At 48.4% G+C, this 14,547-nt stretch carries 11 protein-coding genes; 2 read left to right on the top strand and 9 right to left on the bottom strand.

Annotation, left to right across the window (positions count from 1 at the left end):
* Window positions 1-7: 7 nt before the first annotated feature.
* From KTH90_RS16640 to KTH90_RS16625, 4 genes are all read right to left on the bottom strand, one after another.
* Window positions 8-2,542: a hypothetical protein gene (locus tag KTH90_RS16640; RefSeq protein ID WP_238727076.1), complete on the bottom strand. Its 2,535-nt coding sequence runs from the start codon at window positions 2,540-2,542 to the stop codon at window positions 8-10.
* The gene (locus KTH90_RS16635; protein WP_238727075.1) at window positions 2,539-3,708 is read right to left on the bottom strand and encodes a class I SAM-dependent methyltransferase; all 1,170 of its coding nucleotides are present in this window, start codon (window positions 3,706-3,708) and stop codon (window positions 2,539-2,541) included. Before KTH90_RS16635 ends, KTH90_RS16640 begins: the two co-directional genes overlap by 4 nt.
* Window positions 3,709-3,848: 140 nt before the next feature.
* Window positions 3,849-4,985, bottom strand: a complete 1,137-nt coding sequence (locus tag KTH90_RS16630; protein WP_158351423.1) for a helix-turn-helix domain-containing protein — start codon at window positions 4,983-4,985, stop codon at window positions 3,849-3,851.
* 228 nt (window positions 4,986-5,213) lie between these two features.
* Window positions 5,214-5,732 (bottom strand): flavin reductase family protein, encoded by a 519-nt coding sequence (locus KTH90_RS16625; RefSeq protein WP_158351422.1) that lies wholly within the window; start codon window positions 5,730-5,732, stop codon window positions 5,214-5,216.
* 189 nt (window positions 5,733-5,921) lie between these two features.
* On the opposite strand from KTH90_RS16625, the gene KTH90_RS16620 reads away from it, so the two are divergent.
* Together KTH90_RS16620 and KTH90_RS16615 are read left to right on the top strand one after the other, a co-directional pair.
* A complete protein-coding gene (locus tag KTH90_RS16620) occupies window positions 5,922-6,725 on the top strand; it encodes a formate/nitrite transporter family protein (RefSeq protein ID WP_158351421.1) in 804 nt (267 codons plus the stop codon).
* Window positions 6,726-6,963: 238 nt separating this feature from the next.
* On the top strand, window positions 6,964-7,524 hold the full coding sequence (locus tag KTH90_RS16615) for a helix-turn-helix domain-containing protein (RefSeq protein WP_158351420.1): 561 nt from the start codon (window positions 6,964-6,966) through the stop codon (window positions 7,522-7,524).
* An 18-nt stretch (window positions 7,525-7,542) separates the two neighbouring features.
* Here KTH90_RS16615 and KTH90_RS16610 read toward each other — a convergent pair whose 3' ends face one another.
* The 5 genes from KTH90_RS16610 to KTH90_RS16590 are packed head-to-tail and all read right to left on the bottom strand — an operon-like array spanning window position 7,543 to window position 14,428.
* Window positions 7,543-9,333, bottom strand: coding sequence for a cupin domain-containing protein (locus KTH90_RS16610; RefSeq protein ID WP_158351419.1), 1,791 nt, complete (start codon window positions 9,331-9,333; stop codon window positions 7,543-7,545).
* 12 nt (window positions 9,334-9,345) lie between these two features.
* Entirely contained in the window at window positions 9,346-10,209 is an 864-nt protein-coding gene (locus KTH90_RS16605; RefSeq protein WP_158351418.1) for a hypothetical protein, read from the bottom strand.
* Between the two features lie 34 nt (window positions 10,210-10,243).
* Complete coding sequence (locus tag KTH90_RS16600; RefSeq protein ID WP_238727074.1) at window positions 10,244-12,700, bottom strand: glycoside hydrolase family 38 N-terminal domain-containing protein; 2,457 nt, start codon at window positions 12,698-12,700, stop codon at window positions 10,244-10,246.
* A gap of 10 nt (window positions 12,701-12,710) precedes the next feature.
* Window positions 12,711-13,544: a carbohydrate ABC transporter permease gene (locus KTH90_RS16595; protein WP_158351416.1), complete on the bottom strand. Its 834-nt coding sequence runs from the start codon at window positions 13,542-13,544 to the stop codon at window positions 12,711-12,713.
* Window positions 13,544-14,428, bottom strand: a complete 885-nt coding sequence (locus KTH90_RS16590) for a carbohydrate ABC transporter permease (protein ID WP_158351415.1) — start codon at window positions 14,426-14,428, stop codon at window positions 13,544-13,546. Before KTH90_RS16590 ends, KTH90_RS16595 begins: the two co-directional genes overlap by 1 nt.
* Between the last annotated feature and the right edge of the window lie 119 nt (window positions 14,429-14,547).

The raw sequence follows: 14,547 nt of genomic DNA, 5'->3' as shown, positions 1-14,547 counted from the left end.
TGATCTATTATTTCACAGAACTGATAAATACATTCCCCGCAGCCTCAAACATTTCCGCTGAAGCCTTTAATCCTTTTTTCTCAATCGATCCGCTGGATGGGTCCATATAGCTTACACTCACCTCATCGTATCCCATCAGCAGCACCGCATTGGTTCCGTCGACCATGCCGATTACCGGCGCACCGTTGCTGATATAATAAAAGGTCTCTTCCAGGGAACAGCCGGTCAGGTCCACCGCGCGGTTATCCAGCTGCTCGTTCAGAATATCTATCGTCGACTTCCCACTGTTTATAAATTCCTGAGAATTGATATAAATATCCTGCCTCTTCAGTATAACATCCAGGCATACGGAAAGGCTGGTTTTGCCCTCCTCGACCGTTTCCGCGGCAAGGTCGGAAAGCTGGGTCCGAAGCTTACGGTTCCCCCGCTCCCACACATATTTCTGATTATCCGCCACGACTACTCCCATGATCTCATCCGCCAGGCGGATCGCCGGACCTGCCTGCGCGTAGACGGCCTGCAGTCTGCCTCTGCCATAGACATAAAACCGGCTGCTGGGATCAGCCGCTTCTTCGAGCACTACTTCTCTGGAATCTTCGAAAAGAACTTCCTTCGGGTGCAGAAGCTTGGGCTTTGTGTTTTCCACCGGCCACAGCAGGGAGATCTGATACACTGTCTCCTTTAATTCCGACACATAGCTGCCGGCACTTACTTTCTGTTCCTCCTGCGCCGCATTGGTCATGATATAATCTTCATCCGTCCGGGTATATCCGCCCGCACCGCGTTCTACCCGATACAGGGTGATTCTGTTGTTGTTCACAGCCGCATCCGAGATATACAGGCCGGAATCTCCATAATTCAGGTCCTTGGCGACGGCGCCCTTCTGTCCTGCCTCCTCATTCAGAATCACAAGCCGGTACATGGGGAACAGAATATTCCCGGTCACTTCCGTTTCCAGATCTTCCTGCCGGGCAGCTCCATACATGAAATCCGTATCAACGAATCCAAGAGCCCTGATATAATCTCCTTCTTCCGCGTTTACCGTATGTTGGAACCCGTTTTCCAGGTCCATGACCGTAATGCTGGTGGAATGGTACGGATCGTTTTGTTCCTGCCAGGCGAACAGACGGTTGTTCCCGGACACGCTGTAACAGCCTTCTTTGATACCGGAAGCCAGTGTCTGACAGTATCCCGAAGCCAGATCGATCTGATAGAGGCTGCCGTTGATCATCAAAAACAGTTTCCCCGCCTTATTCACATAGGAAAGAACTCCCATATCCTGATCTAATAACTGATAGGATTTTGGGCTGCTGATAAAAGCGGTTTCCTCAATGGTATTCGACACACTGCTGAATTTGTAGACGCAAACACCGGATTTACCCTCATGGCGTCCCCGGTTCATATATCCATAGACCATAAAATCCGTATTTCCCTCCTCATCCACGTCTATGATCTTGATCTCATGCTGGTCATAGGAAGCCCTCAGGTCTTTTCCGTCATAGAAACTGAATACCCGTGACATTTTATCCTCGGTCTGATCATACTGCCACAGCTCCCGTTCCTGGACAAAGCTGATCTTATCTCCCTTTTCATTCGTTTTAAAGTCTATCTCATTATCCCGGATTCCCAGATAAATGGACTGTTTCCCGAACTGTGCTCCTTCCTTGTCAAACACCTGCTCCATGGTCCGGTCATAGTCCAGCAGATACATCCTGTCCTGGGTATAGCGCACCCGGAAAAACTCGGACACGTGATAACTCTCTGAGTTACCGTTTTCATCCGGAGCTGTCACCATATATTTTAAAACAGCGGCGGTGGCGGTGGGACTGATCTCCTTTATGGATACTTCCACTTCCCCGGTCCTTTCTGCTTCCATTCCTCCCCAGTTCACCTGCGACAGCTTGCTGTGAATGGTCACATGCTGGAACGTGGAATTATCCCCCTGGGAATTCGGTTCCAGATATTTGGATATATCAAAATCCGCCTCCTCTTTTTCAAAAGTGGCGTCACTAAAAGACTGCATAAAGTCCACGCAGTCCTTCGCATGCATCTCCTCATCGCAGACAATGCGGGTATAGTAGTCCACCGTCGCATCTTCCGTTTCCACGATGATTTTTAATATATATTCCTGTCCCTGCTCCAACAGGTCCTTGATCGGAAGAACCACCCGAAAATAGCCGTCGCTTTGGGAAAAATCCGTGACCTGCGTATCTTCCACCAGACGGGTCGTGTCAATGCTCCGCACTTCGTAGGAAACGCTGCGTACCGCATTGCCGTATTCCCTTATCAATACGGCAAGCTTCCGGTCCTGCGGCAGCGGCGTGATGGAATCCCGGACATAGTTAGCGTCCATCTCCTGGGTATAGCCCTGCATACGGTTCACCTGCATGCCCTCTACTTCCGTATATGCCACGGGCAGCGCAGCCGACGCCATCTCAGCCGTCAGTCCGGCATTCCCTTTATCTAAAATGCTGCCAAACGCAGCGATTCCACCTGCAAAGACAAGCAGCAGCACGACGATCCGAATCAGTAAATTCTTCATTTGATCTTTCCCTTCACTTCAGATTGTTCACACAGCAACCTTTCCAAAGAAGGATGAACCCCCAGAAAATCCCGGCACGCCTCATACCGCTCCGGGCTATTCTCCATTTTACGCGTTTTCACAGCACGAATCAACAGATTCTTCGGTGTATGTTCCATGTCGATAAACTCCAGAATCTGCACCCGATACCCCTGCTGCTCCAGAAGCTCTGCCCGCAGCGCGTCGGTGGCGAGCGCCGCGATCCGCTCCTTAATAATCCCATACCGGAACAACGGTTCCAGAACATCGCTTCGCATCTGCCCGTTCAGCTCATGCTGACAGCAGGGCACCGACAAAATCACCTTTGCGTTCCACCGGACCGCCTTGGCCAGCGCAAAATCCGTGGCCGTGTCACAGGCATGAAGGGTCACCACCATATCCACTTCCGATACCCCTTCATAATCTGCGATATCCCCGGTGAGAAAATCCAGCGTGTCATACCCATACCGCCGGCTTAACTGATTACAGCGGTCAATCACTTCTTGTTTCAGATCCAGCCCAATAATCCGTATATCATATCCTTCCAGTTCTTTCAGATAATAATACATGGCAAAGGTCAGATAAGATTTTCCGCATCCGAAATCCAGTATCGTAAGCTGCCGACCTTTCGGCAGCTCCGGCAGCACATCCCGGATAAATTCCAGAAACCGGTTGATCTGCCGGTATTTATCATATTTGTTTTTAACCACATTTCCTTCCCGTGTCATGACACCCAGATCCACTAAAAAAGGAACCGCCGTTCCCTCGGGCAGCACATACTGTTTCTTACGATTATGGGTCAGATCTCCCTGCTCTTTTGCCTGTTTCAGGCGCTGCCTCTTCACATTTACCCTGCCCTTTTTACTGACCAGAACATTTATGCTTTCCTGCTTCGTCTCCGCCTGCAGCTGCTTAAAACTATTCTCCATTTTTTCCAGGACATAGGCTCTCACCTGATCCGATTCCAGATTCTGATGGAACACCTGATGATTCCGAAATTCTTCTGCCTGAAAAAACAACTGCTCCCGCCGAAGCATCGGCCGTATTTTTATCTTCGCGCAGCCTGCCATGCCTCTGGCTCCGCTCATCGTCACTTGTATCAAATCTATATTCATTATATCCTGCAAAACCAGCCTTAATTCCTCCATAAAATCTCCTCTGCCGTATCTGCCATCCAAATATTTCCACCATCTAACAAGATTCTTTTGCTCTCTATTGTAATAGTTTTCCCGAATTCTGTCTACCGGCGTTTTGCTTTGAGATTTATTTTGTTTTGCCTTAAGTATCATCAGGGAACCATATAAGTACGCACTTCGGCCTGCCTGATATTTCCGTAATTGTCAGTCAGGGTGCTTAGAATGCGGATGGTATCACCGGTTTTGCAGTCGTTCAGCTGGTCTTGGAATTGAGCATAGACATAGCAGTTGCTCATTACCGTTTCCTGGTAGTCGGCCGGGGTGATGTCCAGGGGTTTCTCCAGGATCGTGCGGTCGTTTTTCATTACAAGGATTTTGCCGGATACTGGGTAATTTAAGGGGCGGGGCTGACCGTCATCCTTATATTCGTAAATAGGAGTGAAGGCAGCGGCGGCTGTGCCGTCAATTCGGATTCCCCTGCCGGATTTTGTAATTGCCAGTTCGTCCATTCCTCCAACCGGCATAATAAAGGTATGGAGCACATCCTGTATGTCATCCAGGATCTCGCTGCTGGTTTTCCCTTCGTTTATAAAGTTAACCTGTAATCTCGGAGCCGTTTCATCAACTGATATGGGAAGCTCCGCGGTAAAACTGCCGTTTTCATAAAGAGCCCAGGCTGAATACTCCTGGTTTCCATGGAGCTGGAATTCGGCGTTGGTGCCTTCTGTATAAGTTTTTGGAGTTACCGTGAATTTGAGGGTGATCTGATTATCGGCTAGTTTCAGGTCTACAGGTCTTATGGTATAGTCTGCGATCAGGCTCTCCTGCTTTTTTACCGACTCTTCCAGATCGTTTTTAATTCCCAGAATCTGACCGGTTACATCTGCGGAGATTCCGCTGATCTGCTGATCCAGTCCGTCGATTCTTTGATTGATGCTCCGGATGTTGAAAAACAGGAGTACAAAAAGGCCGGCTAGGATAATGAATACCACGGCAGCAGCCAGAGCCAGAGCCGTATGCAGTTTTTTCTGCTCTTTCAGCCGGCGGATCTGCTCTTCGTATTCCAGGATGCGGTCCTGTTCGGTCTGGTTCGCGGATTCGCCCAGAAGCTGCGACAGTGGGATACCGAACAATCGTGACATCTCCTGCAGGCGGTCCAGGGTCGGGCACACGGTCCCGCTTTCCCATTTGGATATGGTCTGGCGGGATACCCCCAGTTGTTCTGCCATCTGCTCCTGGGACATTCCCATCTCTTTTCTGAGCTTTTGTATATTCTGATAAATTTTCATGGAAGGCTCCTTTCCTTTACGGGTATAACTTATTTTAACCCATAAGTTCTCCAGGTTCCAGAAATCTGCACTTTACATTTGGTATACTTTATGGAGCGGCCATGCCGCGCCCCCGCCCGAAGGGCATGCATTAAGGGATGCTGTAAAGTATACTTTCAGGCGCAGTGAGTTGCAGAACTAAAAATCCCCCGGAATTGGATCTGCCAGTCTCCCGGGGGCAAAATAGGTTTAATCCGCTGTATGATCACGCACCAGAACTTTTTGGATTTCCGCAATATACATGGTGTGGTAATCTTTGGTAGAATACCATTTTTCATCATTTTCCGGAGCATCAAAATTCTGGGAAGACATCTCGGCGTGATAGAGGCGTTTACAAACAAAAATCATATCCGCCTCTTCAAATGCAGTAGTCTTATCCATATAGCAGGGCGTCAGTCCGGCACGTTTCACCTTGTCCTCATCTCTGCCCGATACACTGCCGCAGATGTTCAGCGCTTTCCGGTAAGCTTCACTAAAAAACGCCACCGTAAAAGTGTCACCGGCATCCACAAATTCCTTCGTATATCTACTCTCCCGGATGTAAACGGTAACGGTATTCTTTCCCCATAATACACCGACACCGCCCCAGCTGGCAGTCATCGTATTAAATTTTTCTTCATCTCCGGCGGTAATCAGCATCCACTCCTTCCCAATTTTCGTAAATGGATTAAACAAAAGCTCCTCCGCTTTTTTCTCCTTGAATCCCATTCTTGATCCCATCCTTTCCGGCTTTGTAATCTATTTTTTATTTTTATATTCTATTATATCATATCCAATCTATTTTCCAAATCCATATATTCCATTGCCCCCCTCCCCCCATCAACTCCCAATAGACACTTCCGCCTTTTTCTGGTATCTTAATAGATATCAGTATTCTGTAAATAAGGAGAAATTTCCATGCATACATCCGTTGAAACACTGGACCTGATCATCGATAGCAGTAAGACAAAGACATCTATGCCTTGGCGGAAGCTTCTGGCCTTAAGTATCCTGGCCGGAATCTTTATCTCCGTCGGCGCCGTGGCTTCCAATACGGTGTCCAGCACAATAGAAAATCCCGCGTTAGCCAGGCTTTTCAGCGGACTGGTGTTTCCTGCGGGGTTGGCAATGGTAGTCATCGCCGGCAGTGAACTTTTTACCGGCAATAATCTGATGATGATCGGTGTACTGCAAAAACAGATTCCACTCGGGGGAATGCTGCGAAACTGGGGGATCGTTTATCTGGGAAATCTGCTGGGTTCACTCTTTACCGCGTTTCTTGTCGTTGTCAGCGGCCAGCTGAACCTGTTCGGATATCAGACGGCCGTTGCCACCATCCGGACGGCAGCGGCAAAATGCGCGCTTGGCATACCCCAGGCGTTTGCTCTCGGCATTCTGTGCAATGTCCTGGTGTGTGTGGCAGTCCTTATGACCTTCCGGGCAGTCCATGTCACCGGTAAGCTAGCGGCGTTATATCTGCCTATTCTGGTCTTTGTGCTCTGCGGCTTTGAACACAGTGTCGCCAATATGTATTTTATACCCGCAGGCCTGATGGCCGCAGCCGATCCCGGTTATGCGCAGGCAGCTCTGGCGTCCGGGGTATCCTTTGATTCTCTCACTTTGATGAACGGATTAAAGAATCTTATCAGTGTATCCCTGGGGAATCTGGCCGGCGGCGCGGGACTGGTCAGCTGTCTTTACTGGTATTCTTACAGGCGCTGATCTCTCTTTTCCCGTTTCCCTTATCTTAAAATAAGTGATAAAAGAAAAGGGCCGCCATAGCTTTCTGGAAGACCGCTGCAACTTATGGTTGCGCAGATTCCAGCCTCGCTTGGTAGCCCTTTTTACGATTATCTTCTATACTATTCTATAACTACAACAGATCTTTTAACTCATTTATAACTGATTCGATCGATTGCAATTTAAGATATTTCTAAATCCCACTACAGGAGGATAACTCATGACTTTAGGCCAAAAGATACAACAACTCAGGAAAGCAGGCGGCATCTCACAGGAACAGTTAGCGGAGCAGTTAAATGTCTCACGCCAGGCGGTCTCCAAATGGGAGTTGGATGACGCTGTCCCGGAACTTAGTAAAGTCATAATGCTCAGCGATCTGTTCGCCATCTCCACAGACGAACTTCTCAGAGATACTCCCCGCAGCACCGGACCTTCTCATGAACCGGAAGCACCCGCTTCTCACAATCCAGGCGTGAATCCTTCTTTCGGCAGTAACCTGCTCTCACAGTTAGCCCACATCAATACCAGCCATCAGGAGATCATAACCGGCTTTAAGACCATGATCCTGGGATTTTTTCTTCTGGTTATTGATTTTCTCCTCTGCTGGGCTTATCAGCTCAAAGAGCAGCTCATTGATAATGCATGGATGCCTGACATCACCTTCTATTTCTCAAAGCAGCCTATGCCCGTGTTTTTCTTACTCACTTCTCTGATTATTCTGGCAGGGCTGATCCTCATGGCTTTTGGCCTTGTCGGTAAATATAAGGGATCCAGGTCCTAGTTACTCATCCTTCGTTACTCAGCCCTTTTTCCACCGGACCAGGGTTGCCGTGTGCTGGCCGTCCCCTTCTGACTCGATCACATATTCTCCAAAATCAGCCGGAATTACCGCAGCCTGGTACAAGTTTATCTGTGTCGAATATTCCGGATTTTTTTTGCTGTAGATCTTGGCATTTTTTCCTGCGGTCAGGGTTATGATATGGCAGTATTTTCCTTCCGTATCATATTCCCCTTTATTCTGGTAGTGGATCCGCTCTATCTCAAAAGGCATCTCCGGCACGGAAGAATAGCGGTCGATATAGTATTCCCTGGTCCATTTTATCACGGAGGGTTTTGCCCGCAGTTTCTTATCCACATAATCCTCCCTGCGGTATTTCGAAACCCGGAAAGAATGGTCCAGCTGCATTTTCAGAGGGTTCCCTGTCATTGTTTTAGTCTTATCATCCCAGGAGTTTCTGGCAAAATCATAGCTGAAAAAAGAATATTCCGTGCCGGCGATAGACGGACAGGTGTCCAGTTCCAGAACCATCTGATTGCCGCCATGGCCATGGTCCGTTCCAGGCGGGATCAGATACAGGTCACCGACATTGGATTCCCAGTTGCAGACATACTCTTTCCAGTCCTCTATCACCTCCTGGTTATTGGACTTCCTGCATTTGGCCTCCCACTCTTCCAGATCCGCATCATTATAAAATCCCATCCAGGTGTTGGCTCCCTCGTAGGCTTCCGCGATATAATAGGTCTCATACCTACCGATCGGCTCATTAAAGTTTGTTTTTACATAATCCGTACTCGGATGTGTGTGGATCGGCATGGAGATCCGCTCCGCCGGCTGTTTATCCGGAAAATATCCGTCATCCAGCCACGCGTCCAAAGGGAACAGGTGCGGATAAGTCTCACTCAGATACCGGCCCAACAGCTTATCCGGGTACTGCATCAGATTCACAAAGGGCAGATTCAGCTGCTCCTCACGGTCCACATCAATGAGAATAGATAGTTCCGGCCCGGCCAGCTCATTCCAGGCATTACATTCCAAGCCCGGGATGTCCCAGAAATCTTTATACCGATAAGCGCCCCAAGGACCCGGTTGATAGATCTCTACTTCTTTTACCGGATATTTCAGCATTGTACGGATCACCTCATCATAAGCTGCTTTCGGCAGTATCTTTAATTCTTCTTTTTTAATAGCCTCCACATAACAGTCCATTTTTTCGATCATGAAATGTTTCTGGAAGTGCAGTAAATAATAATCGCAATAATAATATTCCTTCCAGTCATATTGAGGATCCGGCTGATCCAGGGCAAACGGAATTAATTTTCCGTCCCACATACTCCACAGCAAAGGCTGCCTGGTCATATCAAAATAGTAGGTACGCGCGTAGTAATCATACAGCTCCGGAATTGCAGCGCCATACCCGTATACGACAACCCCCTTGCCTAACCGGGTCTTTAAATCCTGTATTTTCTCAGGGTCCATCAAATCGGAGATTCTTCCCTCCATATTACAGTAGCCAAAAGAGGGATCTTCGGTAATATATTCCTTTTTATAATCCCGTATCATCTCTATGGGCAGATAAATCGATTGTACCGGAATAAATTCCACCTCTGTACACATTTCCTTCAGCTCAGCCAGAATTCCGGCAAAATCCACCCCGTACCAGCCGTCCAGCGCTACAGCGCCATCCGCTCCCAGAATATCTTCCGCCATCCGGCAAACACAGTTCTTCTCCCCCATCACAATGGAGTTCTTTGCGTCCTGCGAAATCTGAATTTTGTTCGATGCATTGTGTCTTCCTTCATATAATGGCATCTTGTTTTCCTCCTATTTTTTCTTTGTGATTTTTAATTTACTAAGCATTAAATTACCGAACATAGGAATTCCCATAACAGTACAGACTTCCCCAAACAGGAACAGGCCAGGGGATAATGTTATGATCTCTTTATCCAGCATACCTTTTATACCCGCACACCCAAAAACCACGGAATCCGAATCCTGATAAAAGGCAGTTACCGCCTGCTGTACTTCTTCCGGCCTGATGTACCTCAGCTGCATTTTTTCCTCCAGATTCCTTCCACTGACGATCTCCCCATTTTGCACACTCAGATGGGCATTTACACCGTCGATCGTCGTCAGCGTCAGATGTTCGAAATCCGCTGCCGGAAGTCCCAGTCCTGCTTTCTTTTGTGCAAGCCAGGAGTCTGCTTCTATACCGTTTATCTGCAGCACTTTTCTCTTACCGCAAAGCTTCAGACATACTTCTTCCAGAACCTTCGGATATATATTTTTCATGCTTATCTGATACTCATACCTCTCGTCCGTTATCAAAAAAAGGTTTACCTCTGTTCCATGGCTGATCAGCCCGCTGCGCCCATTCTCATCCGCGGCAGCGCCGCCGCCCACGGCCGGGCAGTCCAGTATATTCGAGAACTTCTCTAAAAACCATTCTTCCTTGCCCACATTTCCAAACAGAATGATGGCAGCCTTAACCAAACTCTTTTCCGTCAATTTTTCAAGCTGATCCAAAGCTTCCGAATACGTCCCGTAAATATGGTAACCAGCCAGTTCATACGGCAGCAGCACCAAATCCGGCTCCCGGCCTTTGGATATTCCGGTCATTCCGAGGCTGGCGCATCCAAAGACTCCTTTCGGCGGTTCTCTGACCGGCAGATAAAATCCAATTTTCATGTTTTTGTTCAACCTTTCCTCTTAATTCGTGTTTTTACTTATTTATTATCAGAATCGGCTCTTTGTTAACTGTCTGGACCACATCCGGAAGTTCGTCTGTTTGGAAGCCGCCGTCCGCCAGCACCTCATAGCAAAACTCCATAATGCCGTAACTGTTGCAGACGAAATTCGTATCCCATGTATTGTCAAAGATCATGGACAGCAGCCGTTCCGGATGCTCCGGCATCTTTGACACACGTTCCGACACGTGGGGCTTTCCGAGCGCCGTCAAGGAGGTATCCCGCCCGTTCCAAAGCCAGCTGTGTCCATCCTGCTCATACCACGCAAATCCATCCGTCGCATAATAATCCATACAGCTTCCCGGCAGTTGTCCAGCTCCCGGCAGATAGGGCAGATCCGCATTACAGAATACCGGAATCGTATGGACCGGGGACTGAAAAGCCAGATAAAACACCTCAGGATCAAAAGATGGCTTCCGGTTAAATTTTATGTTCAGACTTGCTCTGTTCTCTTGTTTATATAAGATAAGTTCCCGCAGTCCCCACTCCAGAGAGGGATGGCTGAATTCCTGCCGGTATGTAACGGTATATTCATTATCCTCCGTTATAACCGCATCTTCTGCTTTTGCCGTGATAATCTCCAATGCCTGTTCTCTCATCCGGGCTCTCTGCCTCTCATCATCTTCCAAAAAAATGTCCTTCAATACCCAGCGGGGGGCGAAGCCTTTTGGACGGCAGGACAAAAATGATCCGAATTCTCCCTCTACAACAACCGCTCCTTCCCGGCATACACGGGTGGGCCAGTGCCTGTGATCCAGCTCGATCTCCAGCGGCGGCCCGGCTACCTGTTTACAGGCTATATCCTCCTCTCCGGAAATCAAACGATACTCCCTCTCTTCAAACGGTTTCAGATTGTCTGCCCAGAATCTCCCTATCTGGCCCGGAACACAGTCACTGAAGGTCTTTGAGACATTTTCCCTGCTCAAATGGGATTCCGCTTCCGGACGTTTGAAGTTGGAAGGTCCTTCTTCCATAATAAATGGGTATTTCTTATGACTCCTCAAGTCTTCTACCCCGCAGTATGTTCCCCTGAGGCAGTGATAAGGGAACCGGATCCAGGTACTCACCGGATACTTGTTTGGATTAATCAGACAGACTTCTCCGGTTATCTTCCTGTCCCTTAAATAATCGGCCGTCAGATTTTCCGATAGGGCAAGAGCCCGGTAGGCGAATATATTTTTTTCAGCTGTCATCATTCTGGTGTCTACGGAAAACGGAGAGGCTACCGACTGCCAGGAGCCGTATGTATGCTCATGAAACATGCACAGCTGTTCCAGCGCATCCTGATAGTCGGCACATAGCTTCTTTGACATCCCCACGTTGTCCTGCTCCCCGGCGTTCTGTCCCTTTTCCAGCCGGTTCTTGGCCAGCATCTCCACTGCTTTAAGATTTACGGCCGCCTTTTTCCCTGCTGCCAGTTCCACCGGCGCGCTGACTGTGCCATTGGCCCACCAGTCCACCCATTCTCCCTTCTTCACCGGTATTTTATCTTTATTTTCCTCTTCCAGGCACCGCATCGCTTCCGTGGCTGTCGTCATCCGTATCTCAGGCTTTAATCCCAGTTCCCTCCATTTCCGCACAAAATCCGCGATGGGCCCGAAAGGCGGGTCATTGTCAATCCGATAATTATTCGTGACCGAGACCAGAAGCCGTTCATAGGGATAACCGCCGTATATTTTATTCTGTGTAAATCCATCCCGGGATTGTTCCATGTTTTCACCGCTGTTCCCCTCCAGCAGTTTTATCGTTTCCACGCACCGCTTATGAGCCGAAAGTACGGATTCCTCATCCGCTTTCCAGATATCCCCCGGGCCGGGGAGCCGGTAGCGCAGATCCGACGCGGCTGGTACCGGCCCGATCCGCCAGTTTTCGTTAAATAAGAAATAGCCATCGCAGTATCCGGAATTCAGCCACACGAACATTCTTCTGCCATCCGGCATCTCCCAATAAAAAGCGGAGGGAGTAGCACACGGCGGCAGCGCATTATATGTGTTAGGCCCGATCCAGAGCGCGTTCATGCCCTGATCCAGTGCCCGTGTCAAAGCGGCCCGGGGCATCCCGTTTACGTCATTTTGCATAATGGAGGAGGGTCTCCAGCGCTCCGTCAATTCCCGGGGCAGCCACTTTAAGATGCGATTCCATTCCTCCGGCGTGTGGAACGCAGTGGTATTAAATGCCATCCCGCATATATCCATTTTCCCGGTCCGCAGCGCTGTTATCAGCAGGTCACGATCACATTCTGCCGCACTCTCCCACCAATCCGCTGCCGGAAGCGCGGTTTCCGCCGTCCAGTAAAAGTCGGGATCCTCCATCGCCAGCTTTAACCCCTGGCCGACGTACTCCTTTTGGAGCCTTCGCGCATACAGCGGATGATCCGTAAAACCAAAATCCGTATGAGAATGATGTATAATATCTATGTTTTGAATTGACATAAGTACACTCTTATCCTTTCACCGCACCGGAGGTCATACCCTCGATGATATATTTCTGACACAGGAAGTACACGATCAGCACCGGTATAATCGTCAGAATCACATCCGCAAATACCAGGTTCCATTCTGATGCATATCTGCCGCAAAAATTATAAATGGTCATCGGCAGCGTCCATTTTTTCGGATCACTCATAAAATATAACGGCAGCTGAAATTCATTCCAGACCGAGAGAAACACCGTTACAATGATTGTGGCGTTTACCGGTTTCAGAAGCGGGAACACTACCCGGAAATATACCTGCAGCGGATTACAGCCGTCTATGACAGCCGCTTCATCAATGGTTGTGGGAATCGACGGAAAGAAGCCGTGGTAAATAAAAATACAAAAGGATACCGATGTGGCCACTTCCAATAAAATCAGGCCAGCCAGCGTATTCATCAGATGTAGTGTCTGCATGATCTTAATCGTGGGAATCATGGAAATATTAAATATCAGCCCTAAAATCAGCAGATAATATAGAAAACGATTCATTTTCGACCGGTTTCTGGAAAGTACATAAGCTGCCATGGAACTTAACAGGACGCAGAAGAGAACTGCAGTTCCGGTTATGAGCATGCCGTTTCCAAAGGCCCGTAACACATTTGCCTCTTCAAATACTTTTACATAGTTTTCAAAATGTAAGCTCTGCGGCAGGGATATACTCAACAGATCCGCCTCCGCCGACGTTTTCAGGGAATTTATGACTGCCAGAGCAATCGGGTACAATACCGTCAGGGAAAGTATCCATAGGAATATCTCCAGAAGTACACGGGCAAACCGGCTTTTCTTTGTTCGTATGCCCATCAGAACTCCACCTCCCTTTTCTTCAGCAGGCTTAAGCCCGCGAAGGCAAATCCCGCAATCAGAATATTCAGCATGAGCTCATAGGCCGTAGCCATACCGTATCTGCCGGAGGACAGTTCTTTGTAAACCATGGTGGCCAGCACCTGCGTCTGGGTGCCGGGTCCGCCTTTGGTGATCGAGATGATCAGATCAAAGATCTTCAGGCCGCCCACAAAACTTAAGAATAGATTAATGGTCACGGAAGAGATCAGAAGCGGCAGCGTGATCCGGAAGAACCTCTGCACTCCGCCGGCTCCATCGATGGCAGCGGCCTCATAGTAGTCTTTCGGAATCCCCTGCAGCCCGGCGATATAAATTACTGTGGAGAATCCCACTCCCTTCCAGATCCCTGCCCAAAGAACACTGTTCATGGCGGTCGCAGGATCTGCCGTCCACTGGCGGGCGAAACTCTCAAGCCCCATCCCTCTTATCATCGTATTAATGATACCGTACTGGGGATTATACATCGCTGTGAACAGCAGGCCGATCGCCAGGGGACACAAAACGACAGGGATAAAAAATACGGTTCTGAGCCATGTCTGTGTTTTCAGGCCCTTATTCAATGCCAGTGCTAACATCAGAGCGATCACATTGGTAAGTACCAGTGTACCGATGGCATAATAGATGGTATTACCGATTGACCTCCAAAAAACTCTGGACATGGATGGATCTGTAAATATCTGTATAAAATTATCTAATCCGTTAAAATGGACGTCTGATACATAGATATTCCAATCCGTGAAGGCAAACACCTCCCCGAAAGTAATCGGTATCAGATAAAAAATCCCATACAGCAGAAGAACCGGTATGGCAAAATAGAGCGGGTAAATTCTGCTTTTCTTCATTCACAGCACCTCCTTTATCTGTTTTTCTTAATCATACCGATCCGGGCATTTTTCTTAAATAGACAATCTGAAGGTCGATATGGACATTCTTAATTTATGGTTCATATCCCCTATACTCC

It is taken from the genome of Diplocloster modestus (genome assembly GCF_019042245.1).
Classification (GTDB): Bacteria; Bacillota; Clostridia; order Lachnospirales; family Lachnospiraceae; genus Diplocloster; species Diplocloster modestus.
This window is presented reverse-complemented; position numbering and strand designations above follow the sequence as displayed.